This is a genomic window from Candidatus Polarisedimenticolia bacterium, from assembly GCA_036004685.1.
Taxonomy (GTDB): domain Bacteria; phylum Acidobacteriota; class Polarisedimenticolia; order Gp22-AA2; family AA152; genus DASYRE01.
Window position 1 is genome coordinate 98,961 of the sequence record DASYRE010000031.1, and the last position, 18,758, is coordinate 117,718.

Genomic DNA, 18,758 nt, shown 5'->3' on the forward strand with positions numbered 1-18,758 from the left:
ATTTTAGCCGAATTCGCCCGGCCGGGACAGGCTTCCGGCCCGGGCGCCATGGGGCGCGGCGGCAGGAGGAGAGAGCCGATGGCGCTTTCCGGCGAGGCAATCGACACCGGGCTGCGGAAGCTCCGCGGGCGGCAGCTGCGCCTGATCCTCGGGACGAGCTGGAACCATCTGGCGGAGGCGCGGAGCGCCCTGAGCCTGCTGCGCCAGTGCCTCTCCGGGAGCATGCCGCGTTCTTCGAGGCGGCTCGCCGACAGCCCACTCCTCGGCGGATGGATTCAAGACGTCCTCTTCTGGCGTGAGGTCGAGCGGATGGCCGCCGCGCAGCGCGGCGAGGCGCCGTCTGAGGCTCGCGGCATTCGGCTCTTCGAGAGAATCGCCGGCACCGAGTTCCTCACCGAGCTGGTTCCTTCCGGCCGGGTGGAGCGGGGCTTCGCCGCCAGGGCGCGGCGGCGCGCCCTGGCGATCCTGCGGCAGCGCTGGGCCGACCTTCCCAGGATCCTGATTCCCTATCTCCCTCCAGGCGGTGGGCGCGGGACGTTTTCCCTGGCGCTTCACAGCATTCCGGACGAGGGGTGCCCCGCCGGCAGGATCCGGCTGGGAGAATCGCCGCTCCTCCTCTCGTGCCCGGCCCGGCGCGCCGGCTCGATCCGGGTGTGGCGGGTGGGAAGGGCCCTCTTTCTTCCCTCCTTCGTGGAGATCTCGCGGCAGGAGACCGTTCCCGGCACTTCGATCCTTCTCGCGCATCGGCTCTTCTCCTCGGCGCGGGCGCTGCGCGTCGGCGGTCCGGTGCCCCGCCTCGGCGCCCGGCTCTCCCGGGCCCTGGACCTGGTGGAAGGCGCCTGGCCGCAGGCGGGCCGGGAGATCCGCCGCAGGACCTGGTTGATCGTGCCGCTGGTCGAGCCGGGAACGGTAAGCTATTCGCACCTCGCGAGACCGGGAATCTCGTACTTGAGCGTCTTTCGCGGGTCGCTCGTCGACCTGGCGGACGACCTCCTGCACGAGACGGCGCATCACCGGCTGCACGCCATGCAGGAAGTGAAGTCCCTGATTCGCGATCCGGGCGAGCGCCGCTTCTACTCGCCCTGGCGGCAGAGCATGCGGCCGCTGAACGGGATCCTCCACGGGACCTTCACTTTTCTGTACCGCGCGGAGCTGTTCCGGCGGTTGTCGCGGGGGTCGCCGCGACCCGGTAGGGCCCGCCTCTCGGCCGCCGCGAGGCGGAGGCTGGCCTCGGAAGCGAGGCGGGAGTTGAAGCGCTGCGCGGCGGGGCTGGCCGATCTGCGTGAGGCTTCCCGAGGCGGAGGGCTCACGGCGGCCGGCCGCCGGCTGGCCGCCAGAATGGGGCGCCGATTGCGGGCTCTGGAGAAGGGACGCTTGTCGGGGAAACGGGGCTCCATTATATTGTGAGATGGTCGACCCCGAATCGACCCAGCCTCGCCGACTCTTCTATCAGGAGTTCCTTTTGACCAAAGAGCAGCTTCAGGATCTGCAGCGCGCCTTGCCCGGACGCGTTCACGTCGACGGGGCCACGCTCTCCGAGAAAAGCTCCGACTTCGGCAGGATGATCCAGCGCACGCCCGGCGCCGTGCTCCGTCCCGCCTCGACGGACGACGTCGTCGAGGCGGTGCGCTTCGCCCGCAGCGCCCGCCTCGCCATCGCCACGCGCGGGGAGGCCCACACTCAAAGCGGCCAGGCCCTCACCGAGGGGGGAATCCTCCTCGATCTCACCGCGCTTTCGAAGATCGAGGCGATCGACGCGGCGGCGCCGAGCATCACCTGCGGGGCGGGATTGAAGTGGATGGATCTGGTCGCGGCGACGACCGCCCAGGGACTCATCCCGCCGGTGCTCACCAACAACCTCGGGGTGACGGTGGGCGGGACGCTGTCGGTCGCCGGCCTGGGCGTCGCCTCGTTCCGCTACGGGACCCAGGGGGACAACGCGATCGAGCTGGAGGTCGTGACCGGGGCCGGGGAGCGCGTCGTCTGCAGCCGCACCCAGCGGCCGGAGGTCTTCGACGCGGCGCGCTCCGGACTGGGGCAGTTCGCCATCATCACCCGGGCGAAGCTGCGGCTGCGCCCCTGCCGTCCGATGACCAGGACCTACTTCCTCTTGTACGACGACCTTCAGGTGCTGATGCGCGACTCGCAGGCGCTCATGGACGATCAGCGCTTCAACTATCTCGAATCCTGGTGCGTCCCGTGCCCGCAGGGCTTCCGGAAGGTCGGGGGGGAGTTCCAGACGTTCGCCGAGTGGTTCTATCCGCTCCATCTCACCATCGAGTTCGATCCCGCCGCGCCGCCCGACGAGGCCTCGATCGTGGGGGGGCTCCAGTTCTACCGGAAGAGCCACGTCGGCGACCGGAGCCTCCTGGAGTTCTCCAATCGTCTCGAGCCGCTGTTCGCCGTCTGGAGGCGGATGGGTTACTGGGCCAACGCCCATCCCTGGATGGAGACGATCCTGCCCTGGGGGACGGCCGCCCCTTACATCCAGCAGGTCCTCGCGCAGCTTCCTCCCACGGCGCTCGGCGGCGGGCACGTGCTTCTCTGGCCGTGCAAGGGAACGACCTCCTCGGTCCCGCTTTTCCAGGTCCCGCCCGGTTCCCACGTCATGGGATTCGGGATCCTCCCGGGAATCCCGCCCGAGCTCCTGGCGCCGATCAAGGCCCGGCTGAATCTTGCTTCGGACGCGAGCATGGCGGCCGGAGGAAAGCGCTACCTGTCGGGGTTCATCGAGTTCGACCGGGCGCGATGGAAGCAGCACTTCGGCGCGGCGTGGGACAAGATCCAGGACCTGAAGAAGCAGCTCGATCCCGACCGAATCTTGAATCCCGGATTCATCGACTATGAAACCTAACATGAAGCCGGTCGAGCACTTCATCAAGTTCTTCCGCCAGCTTCCCGGCCTGAGCGCCAAGGTCCTGACCGAGAAGGAATGGTCCAGCCTGCTCGTGATCGAGGATCGCGAGGAGTTTCGGCAAAAGGTGGACGAGTATTTCCCGGGACTCACGGAGCCGCAGAAGGAACGCATGGCGCAGTTCCTCTACGACAAGAATCAGGAGCTGCTGCGGGAGATGGAGGAGGAGCCGGGCGACTCAGGCGGCGGGCATTAGGGGCGCTGAGCTTACGGCTTTTCTGAGACGCTAGGGGGGGTCAGGGGAGGGAGAGGTCGGCGGGGCGGATGCCGCGAAGGACGAGAAGCCTCTCTACGACCTCGCCGATGCGATTGTTCGGCGTGGAGGCCCCCGCCGTGATGCCGATCACCAGCGGCCCGGCCTGCAGCCAGCCCGATTGCGTCTCCTCCGATTTGCCGCTCACCGGCTTGTGGCGGATCGTCGAGGCATCGACCAGGCAGGAAGAATCCTCGATGTGATAGGTGGGGACCTGCGCCGCGGAGAGCTCCGCGAGGTGGTTGGTGTTGCTGCTGTTGTACCCTCCGATGACGAGCATCAGCGAAACGCCCTCCTTCAGAAGCTTCAGGACGGCGTCCTGACGGTCCTGGGTGGCGCTGCAGATCGTGTCGAAGGACCGGAAGTGCTTCGGCAGCTCCACCTCGCCGTAACGGGCGATCATCGCCTGGCGGATGCGCTCCGCGACCTCGAGCGACTCGGAGCTGAGCATCGTCGTCTGGTTGGCCAGGCCGGCGCGCTCCAGATCCCGATCGGGGTCGAATCCCTCCGAAACCGCCGGCTGGAAGCGGGTCAGGAAGGCGTCGCGATCTCCCCGGCCCAGAATGTGCTCGCAGACGATCCCTGTTTCCTCGTGATCCCGGACGACCAGGTACTTTCCGTCCTTGTAGAGGCTCGTCCGCGAGGCGGTCGACCGGGTCTCCTCGTGGTCGTATTTCCCGTGGATGATCGACGTGAAGCCGTCCCGGGCGTAGCGCTCCACGTTCTTCCAGACGTTCAGGACCGATCCGCACGTGGTGTCGACGAGCGTGCAGCCTTTCCCGCGCAGCAGGTCCATCTGACCCACGGTGACTCCGAAAGCGGGAAGGATCACCACGTCGGTGGCGGACAGATCCTCCCAGGCCCCTGGCGGCGCGTCGGGACCGGTGAGGAAGCGAATCCCCATCTCACGCAGGCGCTGGTTCACGTGCGGATTGTGGATGATCTCGCCGGTGATGTGGATGTCGCGGTCCGGGAACCGTTTGCGTGTCTCGTAAGCGTATTCCACCGCCCGGTCGACGCCGTAGCAGAAGCCGAACTCCGCGGCCAGGCGGAACGTGAGGTCGCCGGCGGTGAGCGTGAAGCCGTTGCGTTTCAGAGCATCGACGATCCGGCTGCGGTAATCCTCCCGCAGCTTTCCCTCGATCTCCGACTTCAGCCCGAATCCTCGCGGAAAATACTGCACTTCGGCCATGACTTAGTATAGCCGATCCGGTTTCACGGAAGGGCGGGCATGCCGAGGGTGCGCCGGTTCGCCGCGGCCTGCAGCCGGGTCGACTCCGAGATGATCCGGTCCCCGAGGTCGCGGGCGGCGAGGTAGTCGCCGCGATCCAACCCCGCCTGGAGGGCCGCCAGCGCCTCCTGGAGGCGCCTCAAGGAATCGGTCAGGTCGGCCACGCCGGCGGCGCCCTTGGCCTTCAGGGTCCGCGCGAGCGAGCCCTTCGCCGCCTCGACCGATTGGATCGCCGCGTAACGCGCGTTCATGGCCTCCTGGCGCGCCATCCCCTGGTTGATCCTGCCTTCCCGCAAGGCGTGACGCGCTTCCCCCCGGGCCTCTTTGTGGAGCTTTCCCGAAGACGCATGGGAGCGGAAGAGAAAGAACCGCTTTTCCTCTTCCCGGCACTGCTGGTCGGCCTCGCCGGCGAGCCTCACGCCTTTCTCGAAGCTCTCGGGCGCATAGACCCCGGCTTGAGCCCTCTTCGCTTCCTCCAGCGTGGCGGCCGTCCGCCGGGCTTCCCGCGCGCACTGTCCGGTGCAGGCGATTTGGCCGGCGAGAAACACCACGAAGGCCAGGAGCCCGGTCCGCGAAGAGGGGCGCATCAGAAGGCGAAGCCCGCGATCTTGCAAGAAGGGGCAAGCATGCCGCCGATGATAGTCATGCCGCTTCGGGAGCGTCAAACGGCGCGCTCTCCGCAAGCCGCCGCTTGCAGTTTGGCAGGGACTGTGTTCTATAATCCGGTCGGTTACGCAGGTTTCCGATCTCATGTTTCCTGGCACCGCGTTGAAAGGGGGTGACAGTTTGGCGAAGAAGCGAGCAAAGAAGAAGAGCGTGAAGCGCGGCAAGAAGACCATGGCCCGCAAGCCGGCCCGCAAGGCTTCGAAGCGGAAGCCGGCCCGCGGCCGGACGGCGGCCAAGCGCCGAGCCGCTCCGAAGAAGAAGGCCGCTCCCCGGAGGAAGTCCGCTCCGAAAAAAAAGGCCGCTTCCAGACCGACCATGGCGTCGAAGCCGATGGCCCCCCGTTCCGCTCCGCCCACGATGCCTTCGGCGACTCCCAGCTTCGGTGGTCCCGCCGGCGCCGACAGTGACTGGGCCTCCGACGACGAGGAATAGCGGAGTCCATTCCAACGCTCCGGCCGGGCCGGTTTTGAGAGAAGGAAAGGGGGGAAGTTCCCCCCTTTTTTCTTGCAGGGACGCATCTTGAATCCAATCTGCTATTCGTGGCCCCGAAGTCCCGGAGGCGGGCGGCACGGACGGAGGCCGGGGCGCCGCGAGACAGCGGCAGTCTGCTTCTTCCTCTGGCTGTTCGCCGCCAGCCTGCCGGTTTTTCCCGGCCCGTCCCAACCCTCCGATGCGCCGCCCCTGCTGGCGCCCAACGACGCCAAGGGGCTTCAAGAGCCGCTCTATCACCAGGCCGTCGTCTATCTCTTGCGCTTTCGCCCCGACGACGTCGGCCAGTCGGTCCGGCTCTTCAACCAGATTCTGAAGTTCAACAAGGAGTTCGCCCCTGCCTACGGAGGGCTTGCCGAGGCCCGCGCGCTCCGATACCTCTGGAGCTGGGAGCCCGATCCGGCACGGATGAAGCAGGGCCTCGAGGAAGGACGCAAGGGAGTGGAGCTCGCTCCCGCCCTTGCGGAAACCCACCTTGGCCTGGGGCTCGCCTACATGGCCGCCGAGCGTTACACGCCGGCCCTGGCCGAGCTGGATCGGGCGGTGAGCCTCGACGCCGGCTCTTTCCGCGCTCACCTCTACCGGGGGATGGTTCTCCGCGGCCTCCGCCGGAACGACGATCTCGGCAAGGAGGTCGCCGCCCTGATCAAGATCGATCCGTCCGCGGCAACGGCCCACGCGCTGCTGGGCGACTATTATCAGGAGGTCAAGGATTTCACCTCCGCGCGCCAGGCCTACCTGACCGGCGCCATGCTGGATCAGAAGCTGCTCTGGCCCCGGCTCGGCCTCGCCGCCTCCTATCAGCGGGGCCTCAATTACACGGCGGCGGCCAAGACCTATGACGCGACCGAGGCCGATTTTCCGGAAGAAATCAGCCGAACACGGATCATGGCCGCCTCGCTGCTCGTGGCCACGCAGAACTATGAGGACGCTCTGGAGATTTATGAGACCGTGGAGAAAGACCCTGTCAGTCCGCCCCTTCTCCGCCGGTTGATGCTCGCCGGGCGCGCCTACTCGCTGGAAAAGCTCGGAGGCCCCGAGAAGGCGGAATTCTACTGGACCCGGATGGTCGAGGAATTCCCATCCGACTTCGATGGCGCCATGCGGGATCGGGAGGTCTTTTCCCAGGGTTTCGAGGCGCTGTTCCGCTATTACGAACAGAAGGGGGATCGGAAGAAAGCGTCGTCCTTGCTTTCGCGCGCCTGCCGCGGGGAAGGAATGAGCTTCGTCCTCTACCGCAGCCTGGCGGCGCGGCAGATCTCCGCGGGCGACGTCCGGGCCGCGGTCGCGACCCTGCGGAGAGGGATTCACGGAGCGCCGCCCGGCTTGGACATGGTCTCGGCCAGCGAGGCGCCGCTGGCGATCTGGAGATCACGCGCGGCGCGCCGGCCATCCTCCGCCGAGGCCCGCGACCGGCTGCAGCTGCTGGAGGAGCTCGAAGCCCGCCTTTCCCGGGAGCCCTCCAGCTCCTACGTTCCCTACCTGAATCTGGCGCGCGGCGAGGCCCTGCTGGGCCGGGAAACGGAGGCGCTGGCCTTCCTGCGTCAGGCCGTGGACAAGGGCTTTACGGGGACGAGGGAAGCGGCCAAAGATTCCGATTTCAATTCTCTCTCCCGGAATCCCGATTTTCGCGAGCTCACCGCCCGCCCGTAACCCGCGCCAGTCGAGCACCATTCAGAAAGCCCAACAAATTTTGTTTTCGGCCCGAGCAAAAAGTGTCCGCCCGCGGCCTGCCCTGTCCATTGGGCCGACATGAGGCGGAATCCCCCACCGATCCGCTAAACGCCGCTATCCCGGCCCGTTCCGGCGCTTCGGGGACCCCTCTCTTACAGGTCATAGCATTGGTATTCTAGTTGCAGTAAATAGGCGTCGATTGATTCTCATATAGGAGGTAAAACTCTTGAGGAAACTATTGAAAGCCACGCTCTTCGGGATGGCGGTCCTGGCGATCCTGGCGATTCCGGCCCTCGCCGCCGAATCGTCCAAGGGGAGCTGCACCGCCACTTCTGGCTCGAACGTCATCACCTACGACTGCAACTACGTGGCGAAGAACTACGAGTTGGGAAGCGTCCTGCCTCTCCAGCTCGACTATTCTTGCTCCGTGCGCTGCGGCGGCGTGCTGGCTTTCGGGCTGAGCGGTCCCGGCTACACTCCGAAGGGAGAGGTCGAGGGCCAGATCGTGTCGGTCGAGCGGAGCGCGGGCTCGATGGTCTTCTCGCTCCAGTTCGACAAGCTCCATGAGGCCGGCGGGGGAACTTGCAACGGCACGGCGTTCATGACGATGCTGCTGAACGTGGACGACGGCTCGGGGCGGTTCCGGCCGATGGCTCTCCCCTTCAAGGTTCACGTGAACAGCAACGGCGGGAGCTCCGGCTCGAACTGAGAGAGCTTCACAAAAACTACGGCCCGGAGGCCCCGATCGGGGCGGCCTCCGGGCCGTTCTGTTTTCGCGGCGTCCCTGCGGCTTAGCGCCTGAGGTGCACGGTCAGGGGCTGCTGCAAGGTGATGACCAGCTCGGCGCCCGGCTCGATCTTCATCTCGGTCCCCTTGGTGCCGGCGGCCACGCCGGTCCCGATGGCCCCTCCGACCACCGCTCCGATGGCGGCGTCCTTCGTGCTGCCGCCGAGGACCTTGCCGAGCAGCGCGCCGCCGGCCGCGGCGCCGCCGATCGTGCCGGCCTTCTTCTTCGTGGACTTGGCGACCTGGGAGAGCGAAGCGGCCATCGGGACGCTGCCTTCCGCGGTCGAGATCGAGTCGAACGTCAGCGTCAGCGCGCCGCCCGACTCCTTGATCCCTTTCTTCGCGGGGACGACGTCCGTCACCGTCCCCTGAATCGTCGCGCCGGAAGCCAGCACCACGCGATCCCCTATCACTACGGCGTCCACCAGCGTCGCCCGGAAGCGATCTCCGGGCTGGGTCGTGCCGGAGTTGAGCGGATCTTCCATCTTCACTTTCAGGGTGGTCGATTCGGGAACCGTCACGGCGAGCGTCTCAGGCTGTCTCGGCGCGGGTCTGGGCGCCGGGGCCTGGGCGGGCGGCGTGAAACGCTTCGGCGCCGTGTCGGCGGGAGGAGTCTGCTCGGCCGGCGCCGGAGCCTCTTCGGCGGGCTGGACCGGCTCAGGCTCCTGATTCTCGGAAATCTGGCTTCCATCCTCGGTGGGCGCGGGCTCCTGGCGCGTGCAGGCCAGGGAAAACATCGCGACCGCCGCGATCCCGACGAAGAGCATTCCGAAACGGAGACGGGAACGGAAAAGCATGGATCTGAGCATTCTGTTGCCTCCTTGATGGACCGGCGAGAAAAAGCGCGCCTCGCCGGCGCTCGTTAATCAGGGCTTGACTGCCATCGTGAGCGGCTGGTCGAGGGTGATGGTGAGCTTCGAGCCGGCGGGAATCTCGACGTCCTTTCCCTTGGTCCCGGCCGCGATGCCGGTGCCGATGGCCCCTCCCACCACCGCGCCGACCGCGGCGTCCTTCGTGCTGCCGCCCAGGATTTTCCCAATAAGCGCTCCTCCCGCGGCGCTTCCCCCGATGATGCCGGCGGTCTTCTTGGTGGATTTGGGAGCGACGCTCGCGATGCCGGCGGACATCGGCGAGCTGAATCCGGAAGGCGTGGTCACCTTGTCGAAAGCCAGAGCCAAAGAACCCTCCTTTTCCTTCAACCCTTTCTTGGCGGGGTTCACTTCGCTCACTTGTCCCTGCACGGTGCTGCCCGACGGGATGGCGACGCGATTGCCGACGACGACGGGGTCGGTCGTCTTGGCGGTGAACGTGTCTCCGGCCTGGCTGGTCGCGGAGCTGACGGGAACGCTCATCGTCAGCCGTATTTCCGTTCCCTGGGGAACGGTGACTCGCACGCTTTGGGGAGCGGATGATTGCGAGCGCGGCTCCGGCGCCCTTTGCTCCGTTTTCTTATCCGGCGCCTGCTGAGTGCAGGCGAACGAGAGCGCGACGATGAGAGCCGCCAGGATGAGCGCGCCGCCGGAGTCGGTACGATTTCGTAATCTCATCGGCCACTCCCGTTCGTCGCGGAAGTATATCGGATGCCTGTCCGCCTTTTCAATTTATCGCTTGTCACGGCGATTGCAAGCCGCGCGCCCGGAAAGCGCTCCGCGAGATCCTCCCCGGCGCGCGCGCCGGTTGACACCTGCCGGCCGTTTCTATATACACTCACGCGCTTTCCTCCGGCTCGCGCCGTCGCGGCCCGCGGAGCGCGTGGGACGACCATGAATCGCAGGGCCGGATCCAGTCGCTTGGATATTCATCCAACAATCCGTTTGAAACGAAGCCTGGCGGCGCCGGACGGCGACTTAAGAATCGGCTGCTTGGTTTGATTAACCTGTTCCCGGCGAATGACTTCGAGTCCACGTTGCGGTCCGGCGCCAGGCATGGCAGTCATCTTGCTGTCACATCGCGACGGTCCATCGCTGTTTTTCCCCGAATGGACCGCTCGTCCCGGAATTGAGAGTCGAAAACCCCAATTCGCCGAGAAGGGGGGTGAGGCCGAACGATTCTGCTGTGCTTCATCCGGTCGCGTGCGTCCGGACGAACGAAAAGGAGGTGATGAGCGGGTAATTTCATCTCTTTCCTGCAGTTGAAGCAGTACCACCTGTCGCGTTGCGACGCCGGAACGTCACGATGATCCGGCGAGACCGTCGGTGCATCGAGCCCGGAGACGGCTTTCTCCGGGGCCGCCGGGAGCGGGTGGCCCAAAGAATCCTCTCATGGAGAAACGACTGATGAAGAAGTTCCTCTTTATGTTCCTGCTCGCGGCCGCCGTGGCAAGCGTCTTCACCTTCGTCGTCGCGGACGAGGATCAGGACGGCAAGAAGTTCGTCATCCACGGTGAGATTCGCGAGAGAGCCGACTACAACGACAACTTTTTCGACTTTGACAACGATGTCGCCGACTCCTTCCTGATCTTTCCCTACCGGGCCCGGCTGGCCGCGGAAGGGCATTTCGGCAAGGGCGTCGTCGGCTACGCCGAATTCCAGACGATCGGCGTGTGGGGCGACGACATCCCGAACTTCGGCGAGACGCCCGGTCCCGTGGGCGGAACGAGCGACGGCAGCTCGCTCTCGAACGTGCTGGGCAACTCGTTCATCCTCGACCAGAACATCAACAACGACGGCAACAACGACGTGAAGCTCTATCAGGGCTACATCGCCCTGACCGACATCGCCGGCTCCCACTTCACCCTGAAGTTCGGGCGCCAGGAGATCGTCAAGGGCTCCGAGATGCTCTTGGGCGACAACGACTTCTACGCCGGTCTCTCGCATGACGCCGCGCTGGCCTGCTGGAACACCGACAGCATCGACCTCGACCTCTGGTGGTCTCGTCCCTTCCAGAGCCAGTTCGGCGTCTTCGGCACACCCGATCACGGGAGCGTCAACTTCTATGGCGCCTGGGTGGACTTCAAGAAGATTCCGGCCAACATCAACGTCGCGGCCTACCTCCTCTACTACGAGGACGGCAGGCAGGCTGGCCTTCCCGATCCGGCCCGCCGGGCCTTCTACACCGTGGGCGGCCGCGCCAACCACAGCGCCGACCCGGGCCAGAGCGGCCTCGTCTGGAGCGGCGAGCTGGCCCTCCAGAAGGGCGACTTCAACAACGGCCCCAGCCGCGGCGACACGGGCGACATCTCCGCCATGGCCTTCGAGCTGATGGCCGGATGGCAGTTCCACACCGGCAACGCCGACCACATCATCAAGGGCTTCTTCGCCAGGGCCTCCGGCGACGACGACCCGCTGGACAGCGACAACGAGTCGTTCGATCCGTTGTTCCAGGACAGCCACATGCGGTACGGGTTCACCGATCTCTTCACGCTGAGCGACCTCACCGCCGCCTCCATCGGCTGGAACATGCGGATGAACGACCACAGCTTCGGGGTCGATTACTGGATGTACCGGATGACCGAGGAGGAGCTCATCGCCGGCAACAACGAGGACGATCTCGGCACCGAGATCGACGGCTGGTGGAAGTATCAGTACAGCCCGAACACGCAGGTGATGGCGGGCGTCGGGCTCTTCATGCCGGGCGACGCGATCGAGGCGTCCCTCGGAACGAGCGCCGATTCCTACATGCGCGTGCTCGGCAACCTGCGGCTGCGGTTCTAGTTTTCTTTTCGGGCGGATGACCGCCGAGGGCGGGGCGCAAGCCCCGCCCTTCTTGTTTTCAGCGGTGCGGAGGGGTGAGGCGGCCGAGCTCGTCCCAGAAATCGGGAAAGCTCTTGGCGACGCATTGAGGGTCCAGGATCCGGATCCCCGGGACGCGCAAGCCGGCCAGAGAGAAGCTCATCGCCATGCGATGGTCGCCGTAGGTCTCGATCTCGGCGCCCCGCAGGGTCCCGGGCCTGATTTCGAGGAAATCGGCTCCCTCCTCCGCCTCGGCCCCCAACCGGCGGATCTCCTGGGCCGTGGCCCGGATCCGATCGGTCTCTTTGACGCGCAGCGTTCCCAATCCTCTCAGCCGGCTCGGACCCTTGGCGAAGAGCGCCACGACCGCCAGCGTCTGGGCCGCATCGGGCATCTCCGAGGCGTCGACGTCGAACCCCTGGATCTCCCCCCCGCCGGCCACGGTCCATCCATCGCGCTCGGGAGAGACGCGGCACCCCATTTTTTCCAGAACCGAGAGCATGCCCCGATCCCCCTGCTGGGAGTCGGATCGCAGGTTTTCGACGCGCACCTGCCCTCCAGTGATCGCCGCCGCCGCGAAGAAATAGGCGGCGCTCGAATAGTCCCCCTCGATACGGAACTCGCGCGCCGTGTATTCGCGGGGAGCATCGATCCGGAAAACCAGGGGCGGGTCCTCGACCGGAGTCACTCCGAAAGCGGTCATGACGTCCACCGTGAGCCGAACGTAAGGCAGGGAAACGGGGGATCCGCTCCACTCCAGGCACAGCGGCGCCGCGGCACGGGGGGCCGCCATCAGCAGGCCGGAAAGGTACTGGCTGCTCTTGGCCCCCTGGAGTCTTACCGTCCCCCCCGGCAGCCCGTCCGCGAGCACCTCCACGGGAGGGCAGCCGCCGGCTTCGCCGAGACATCGGGCATGGATGCCGAGGGCCGTCAGCGTTTCGACCAGAGGCCGAATCGGCCTTTGGCGCATGCGCTCGGAACCGTCGACGACGAAGCGGCCCCGCCCAAGGGTGACCATGGCCGTGAGGAAGCGGACGGCGGTGCCGGCGTCGCCCGCATCCAGGATCGCTCCCGGAGAAGGGAGAAGCCCTCCTTGACCCTCGACGTCCCACCCTTCGGGGCCTCGCCGCGAGTGGATCCCGAGGTCCCCGAGCGCCTTCACCAGCGTCTCGGTGTCGGTGGAATCGAGCGGATCCAGCAGGCGCGACCGGCCGCGGGCCAAGGAAGCGATGATCAAGGCCCGTTGGGTCACGCTCTTCGAGGAGGGAGCCTTGACCCGGGCGTCGACCGGTCCGGTTACGGAAATTTCACGCGCGTGACGTTTCATAACAAGCCGAACACTAACAGACCTTTCCCGAAGAGGCCACCCTCGCTTTCCTTGCTCCACGCCTCCCCGGATTCTATATTCCGCCTCGCTTCACCCCGGTCGGGAAGGCAAGGAGTCACTCGGTGCTCCGGCAGCGCTATTTCCTCGGATCCTTCGGTTTCGCCCTTCTCGCCCTCTTCCTCGCTCTGGGGATCGGCAGCTTTGCCTCCCCGCCCCCCGAATCAAGTTCCGAGCCGCAAGCCACCGCCGAGACGCCCGACGGCCAGACGGTGGCGCGGTCCGACGACGGCGCGTTCGTGTTGAAGCTGGTCGCGCCGCGCGGGCCGTACCTGTTCGGCCGCCAGCGCATCGAGGTGTCGATCGAGCTGCCGCGGGGCGACGCCGTGGCGACCATCGACTTCTTCGTCGACGGCCGTCTCCGGAAGACCTCCATCGGCCCGCCCTACGCGCTCGAGATCGATCTGGGCGAAGAGATCGAGCGCCATACGCTGCTCATCCAGGGGCAGACCCGGGAGGGCCGGTCGGTGCGTCTCTCCCGCGTTTCGCGCTCCAGCAACCTGCAGACGCGCGTCGAGGTCAACCTGGTGAGCATTCCGGTGTCGGTCCTCGATCACGACGGCCGGTTCGTCGAAGGGCTGAGCCTGAGCGATTTCACTCTTCTCGAGGACGACCGCCCGCAGACCGTGGTCCATTTCGACCGCGATCCGACTCCCGTCTCGATCGCCTTGGCGCTCGACGCGAGCGACAGCATGAAGGGGACCCTGTGGAGCGCCCAGAAGGCGGCGAACGATTTCATCGCCTCCCTGCCCTCCTTCTACAAGGTCTGCGTCATCGGATTCAACGACTCCGTGACGCTGGCCCGGGACTTCACCTTCGATCGGCGGGGCCTGGCGCACGCCGTGAACCAGCTCAAGGCCTCGGGCCCGACGGCGCTCTACGACACGCTGCGCGCCGCGGTCGTCCAGCTGCGCACCCGCAACGACCGCCGGGCGGCCGTTCTCTTCACCGACGGCGGGGAGACGGCCTACGGCGACGATGAAGCCGGGAAGAAGCGCCTGGAAGAATCTCTGCAGATGGCGCGTGAAGGCGCCGTCACCTTCTACACGGTCGCCTTCGGGCCCCGGGCCGCGTCCTCCCTCCTGCGCCGGATCGCCGAAGAGACCGGGGGCGCCTATTTCGACTCCGGCGACCCTTCCTCGCTGCGCACGATCTACGGGCGCATCGGCGAGGACCTCAACCACCAGTACATCCTCAGCTACTATCCCACCCGACCGGCCGGCGAAGGAGGCTGGCGCCGCATCACGGTCCGCACGAGCCTGCCCGACGCCGTGGTGCGCGCCCGGCCGGGATACCTCGCCGCGCATTAGACATCATGGATTGACCGGCCGCATCCGGCGGCGCCACGCTGGCCCCGCCCCGCGGCAACCCGGGCCGTTCGTTGAATCGGCAATATCGCTGGGCTATATTAGCGAGGCTGCCGGATAGCGCCGACTCTCGTGCCCGGTCAACCAGGATTTCCAGGAAACGCGATGACGCCTCCCAAGCTCGGACGCCCCCTTTCCCTGCTGGTGGTCCTCCTCTTTCTTTCGTCGGCGGCGCTTCCGGCCGGACGCGACGGGGCCGACCAGATGGAGTTCGGCGTCCGGGCCGCGAAGAAGGGGCTCTGGCGCGAGGCCCAGTTCCGCTGGGAGCGGGCGCTGAAACTCTCGCCCGAGAATCCGCGGATCCTCAACAATCTCGCGGTCGCCTGCGAGACCATCGGAAACTTCGAGAAGGCGGCGGAGTACTACAAGGAAGCGCTCCGTTTCGCCCCGGACAATCGGGACATCCGGCAGAACCACGACCTCTTCGCCGGCTACTACAAGGAAATCCTGGCCCACAAGGAGATGGAGGCGGATCGCGACCACCCTCCCGGCGGCGCGGAGGCCGCGGGACAATCCGAAGAAGGCCAACCGGCCGCGGAACCGGAAGAGAAGCCCCCCGATGCGTCGCCGCGCTGAAGCCTTATCGCTTCTTCCCGTCCTGCTCCTCGCGGCGGCCGGCGCAGCCTGGGCCGGGACCGTCCAGGTCCAGGTCACGCTTCCCCTGCCCGAGCGCGTCGACATGACCGGGATCGACACCATCCTCGTGACCCGCCTGGTTCTCCTCACCGACAATCCGAAGGTGGACATCAACCGGGAGATGGTGACGCTCATCAAGCGCGAGCTCCGGAAGAAGACGCGCCTCCAGGTCCTCGACGTCGAGCCTCCACCGCTGCCGGAGCAGAATCTCGACGAGCTGGCCGCGAACGCCCCGTTCTGGAAGGACATGGGGGAAAAGTACGGGGCCGACCTGATTCTCACCGGAAGCCTCGGCTACGAGGTGAGCGACCGATCCGGCTTCGTCCAGGAGGACGCCATCAGCTCCGTGACCGGCCAGCGCATCCGGCGCACGCGCTTCGCGGACCGGGAAGGGTTTGAGATGCACCTGCATCTCTATTTCATCCGCGGGCGCAGCGGCAAGCTGGTCTACGACGACAAGTTCAGCGAAGACACCACCGTTCCGGGAAGGGGCAACGATCCCCTGACGGTCCTCTTTTCCATGTTCGATCACATCGAACCGGACGTGATCGGCATCATCGCCCGCAAAGACAAGACGGAATCAAGGACCCTTTTCACCGACTAGCCGAGTAGCGAGGGGGGGCATCTTTGGGCCGCAAGGCGCGCGGAGGGTGGCTTCTGGTCCTGGCGGCGCTCGCCGCGTTCTCGTCGGCCAGCCCCGCCTTTCCCTTCGGCAAGAACAAGATCGCCTACGACCGCTTCGACTGGCACGTCTACAAGGCGCCCCACTTCGACGTTTACTACTATCCCGAGGAGGAGGGGCAGCTCGAGCAGGTCGTCTCCTACGCCGAAAGCGCCTACGTCAAGATCTCCCAGGCGCTGGATCACGAGATCAAGTTCCGCATCCCGCTGATCTATTACAAGACGCACGGAGAGTTCGAGCAGACCAACATCACGCTGGGGTTCATCCCGGAATTCGTCGCGGCGTTCGCGGAGCCGTTCGAGAACCGCATCGTCCTGCCGGTGGATCAGCCTCCGGACCTGCTCTACCAGCTCATCGCCCACGAGCTGACGCACGTCTTCGAGTACTCGATCCTCTACCAGGAGTCGCTCGGACGGGCCTTGCGCTCGCGCACCCCGCTGTGGCTGATGGAGGGTCTCGCCGAGCACATGGCGGGCGCCTCGAACCCGCTGAGCGAGATGGTGGTCCGCGACGCGGTCGTGAACGACATCATTCCTCCCATCCACAAGGTGAACGAGCTGAACTTCCTCACCTACCGGTTCGGGCAGGCGGCCTTCGACTACATCGAGGAGAAGTACGGGCAGGAAGGAATCCGCAACTTCCTCTGGGAGTACCGCAAGGTCCTGCTCGCCAACAATCTGGATAAGCCGATCAAGGAGGCCTTCGGGGTCGAGGCCGATGAGTTCGACCGGCAGTTCCGGCGCTACCTCCAGAAGAAGTACCTGGGGCTGCTGATCAACCAGAAGGAGCCGGAGGACTACGGCAAGGAGATCGGCATCAAGCTCGAGGGGATCTTCACCTTCTCGCCGGTCCTCTCGCCCAGCGGCGACCTGGTGGCCGCCCTGACGAACCGCTACGACGACCTGGACGTCGTGATCTTCTCCGCCAAGGACGGCGAGATGATCCGCAACCTGACCCGTGGGTTCACGAACAAGTACGAGAACATCATCACCGAGGCCTTCGACGGCAAGAACGATCTCTCCTGGTCGGCGGAAGGGGACCGGATCGCCTTCTTCGCCCGCAAGGAGAACGAGCGCCGGCTCTTCATCTACGACGCCTTGAAGGGCTCCGAGGTGGATCGCTTCTCCATCCCCGGGATCGACGTGGAGTCCTCACCCGCCTTCTCCCCGGACGGAAAATCGATCGTGTTTTCGGGCAACGAGCGGGGGGTGGTCGACATCTTCCGCTTCGATCTGGCGACCGGCAAGACGGCGCACGTCACCCAGGACGAGTTCTACGACAGCAACCCCTCCTGGTCGCCCGACGGGAAATGGATCGTCTTCAACCGCCGGATCAACCAGTACGAGAAGATTTTCATGGTCGACTCGGCGGATCCGAGCCGCCTCACCCAGCTCACGTTCGGCGAGTCCGGGGACATCCAGCCCTCCTTCTCGCGCGACGGGAAGACCGTCTATTACGTCTCGGATCTCGGGAAGAACCGGATCTTCAATCTCTATTCGCTGAGCCTCACCGACGGCGAGATTAAGCAGTACACCGACCTCATCGGCGGCTGCTTCACGCCGCTGGAGATCCAGGCGTCCGACGGCAAGACGTCTCTCGCCGTCTCGACCTACTACAAGGGGCGCTATCGCCTGTTCCGGATGGAGCTGGGGGAGCCGGTCGCGGTGATCAAGCCCGGGGAGCAGTCACAGGAGCCTCCCGAGATCGAGCCATTCGAGCCGCCGCTGAAGCTGGCGCTCGACCAGAAGGAGAAGAGCGTCTACGACAAGCTCGATTTCCACGTCGAGAGCAATCCCAGCGTCCTCATCGGCGTCGCCGACGACGGGACGGTGCTCAGCAACGCCCAGATCATCCTGTCGGACCTGCTGGGGAACAACCGGATCTTCATGAACTTCCAGTCGGTCTCCACCTATTCGAACATCGACATCGAGTACTGGAACCTGAGGCACCGCTGGAATTACGCCTTCCAGCTGCTCGACTTCCGGGATTTCTTCACCGTCAGCACCACTTCCGGCGATTTCCGGCTGCGCCAGAACAGCCGCATCACCGGCCTCGGCTCGCACCTCTCCTATCCGTTCTCCCGCGCCTATCGCGTGGAGGGGGGACTGGGGTACTACCAGCGCACCGTGGATCGGCCGTTCACCGAGATTGTGTCCACGCCGAGCGGGCCGCTTGTCCGGATCCGGTTCCTCACTTTCAAAGAGCAATACCCTCTCCTGACGGCCTCCTTCTCGGGAGACACGACCCGCTACAAGGAATTCGGCCCCTATCACGGCAAGCGCTTCAGCCTGAACGTGGAATACACCCCGACCGTCTCGGGAGACGGCCAGCCGTTCACCAACGAATACCTCGACTACCGCGCCTACGCCCATTTGACGCGCCGCTCGCTGTTCGCCTGGCGGCTGCTCGGGGCGGTGAGCAACAGCAAGGGGGATCCCGGCCTGGGCGGGAGCTTCATCTACTCCATCGGCGGGTTCAACCAGATCCGCGGCTACAATTTCCGGGAGTTCTTCGGGAACCGCGTGGCCTTCTCGAACCTCGAGCTGCGGTTCCCGCTGGTGGACGAGCTGCGCTTTCCCTTCGGCTCGATTCGGATGCTGCGGGGCTTCCTCTTCTTCGACGTCGGGGCCGCCTGGTTCCAGGGGGATCGGTGGTACGATCCCCATACGGGAGGCTCGGACGCCACCTATCAAGGGCTCGATCTCATCCGTGACGACCCGGCGTCGCCCGGGACTCTCATCGCCGTCCCCCGCGAGTTCGAGTTCTATGACAGCAAGAACCACATGCTCGCCGACGGCCGCGGCTCGTACGGCATCGGCTTCTCCTGGTTTCTGGGACCTTTCGAGCTCACGTGGACCTGGGCGAAGCGCCTGGAGAACAGCATCGTGGTGGGCGACGAGGTCGGGCCGACCGGGTTCCCGTCCTCGTTCAAGCGGATTCCCGATCCACGCTTCGACAACGGCACCGAGCAGTCCTTCTACATCGGCACCTCTTTCTGATTCCCA

General features: G+C 65.7%; 15 protein-coding genes. 10 read left to right on the forward strand and 5 right to left on the reverse strand.

Features of this window, described 5'->3' with window-relative positions:
* Positions 1-78: 78 nt before the first annotated feature.
* The 3 genes from VGR67_07360 to VGR67_07370 are packed head-to-tail and all read left to right on the forward strand — an operon-like array spanning position 79 to position 3,110.
* Positions 79-1,407 (forward strand): HEXXH motif-containing putative peptide modification protein, encoded by a 1,329-nt coding sequence (locus VGR67_07360; GenBank protein HEV8336214.1) that lies wholly within the window; start codon positions 79-81, stop codon positions 1,405-1,407.
* Positions 1,408-1,462: 55 nt separating this feature from the next.
* A complete protein-coding gene (locus VGR67_07365) occupies positions 1,463-2,854 on the forward strand; it encodes an FAD-binding protein (GenBank protein ID HEV8336215.1) in 1,392 nt (463 codons plus the stop codon).
* Position 2,855: 1 nt separating this feature from the next.
* Complete coding sequence (locus VGR67_07370) at positions 2,856-3,110, forward strand: hypothetical protein (protein HEV8336216.1); 255 nt, start codon at positions 2,856-2,858, stop codon at positions 3,108-3,110.
* 40 nt (positions 3,111-3,150) lie between these two features.
* Here the strand turns inward: VGR67_07370 and VGR67_07375 are convergent, their stop codons facing one another.
* A complete protein-coding gene (locus VGR67_07375) occupies positions 3,151-4,359 on the reverse strand; it encodes a 4-hydroxy-3-methylbut-2-enyl diphosphate reductase (protein HEV8336217.1) in 1,209 nt (402 codons plus the stop codon).
* Positions 4,360-4,382: 23 nt separating this feature from the next.
* Positions 4,383-4,985: a hypothetical protein gene (locus tag VGR67_07380; GenBank protein ID HEV8336218.1), complete on the reverse strand. Its 603-nt coding sequence runs from the start codon at positions 4,983-4,985 to the stop codon at positions 4,383-4,385.
* A 598-nt stretch (positions 4,986-5,583) separates the two neighbouring features.
* On the opposite strand from VGR67_07380, the gene VGR67_07385 reads away from it, so the two are divergent.
* Positions 5,584-7,206 (forward strand): hypothetical protein, encoded by a 1,623-nt coding sequence (locus VGR67_07385; GenBank protein ID HEV8336219.1) that lies wholly within the window; start codon positions 5,584-5,586, stop codon positions 7,204-7,206.
* A 247-nt stretch (positions 7,207-7,453) separates the two neighbouring features.
* On the forward strand, positions 7,454-7,936 hold the full coding sequence (locus tag VGR67_07390) for a hypothetical protein (protein ID HEV8336220.1): 483 nt from the start codon (positions 7,454-7,456) through the stop codon (positions 7,934-7,936).
* 82 nt (positions 7,937-8,018) lie between these two features.
* On the opposite strand, the gene VGR67_07395 is transcribed toward VGR67_07390, so the two are convergent.
* On the reverse strand, positions 8,019-8,822 hold the full coding sequence (locus tag VGR67_07395) for a hypothetical protein (GenBank protein ID HEV8336221.1): 804 nt from the start codon (positions 8,820-8,822) through the stop codon (positions 8,019-8,021).
* A 57-nt stretch (positions 8,823-8,879) separates the two neighbouring features.
* Complete coding sequence (locus tag VGR67_07400) at positions 8,880-9,560, reverse strand: hypothetical protein (protein ID HEV8336222.1); 681 nt, start codon at positions 9,558-9,560, stop codon at positions 8,880-8,882.
* 729 nt (positions 9,561-10,289) lie between these two features.
* Between VGR67_07400 and VGR67_07405 the strand changes: the two genes are divergently transcribed.
* Entirely contained in the window at positions 10,290-11,666 is a 1,377-nt protein-coding gene (locus VGR67_07405; protein HEV8336223.1) for an alginate export family protein, read from the forward strand.
* Positions 11,667-11,724: 58 nt separating this feature from the next.
* On the opposite strand, the gene aroA is transcribed toward VGR67_07405, so the two are convergent.
* Positions 11,725-13,011, reverse strand: coding sequence for a 3-phosphoshikimate 1-carboxyvinyltransferase (gene aroA, locus VGR67_07410; GenBank protein ID HEV8336224.1), 1,287 nt, complete (start codon positions 13,009-13,011; stop codon positions 11,725-11,727).
* 122 nt (positions 13,012-13,133) lie between these two features.
* Between aroA and VGR67_07415 the strand changes: the two genes are divergently transcribed.
* From VGR67_07415 to VGR67_07430, 4 genes are all read left to right on the forward strand, one after another.
* A complete protein-coding gene (locus VGR67_07415) occupies positions 13,134-14,378 on the forward strand; it encodes a VWA domain-containing protein (GenBank protein HEV8336225.1) in 1,245 nt (414 codons plus the stop codon).
* Positions 14,379-14,540: 162 nt separating this feature from the next.
* Entirely contained in the window at positions 14,541-15,011 is a 471-nt protein-coding gene (locus VGR67_07420) for a tetratricopeptide repeat protein (protein ID HEV8336226.1), read from the forward strand.
* Positions 14,995-15,675 carry a hypothetical protein gene (locus tag VGR67_07425; protein HEV8336227.1) on the forward strand — a complete coding sequence of 227 codons (681 nt, stop codon included), beginning with the start codon at positions 14,995-14,997 and terminating at the stop codon, positions 15,673-15,675. Before VGR67_07420 ends, VGR67_07425 begins: the two co-directional genes overlap by 17 nt.
* Positions 15,676-15,698: 23 nt before the next feature.
* Positions 15,699-18,752, forward strand: coding sequence for a hypothetical protein (locus tag VGR67_07430; GenBank protein HEV8336228.1), 3,054 nt, complete (start codon positions 15,699-15,701; stop codon positions 18,750-18,752).
* Positions 18,753-18,758 lie beyond the last annotated feature (6 nt).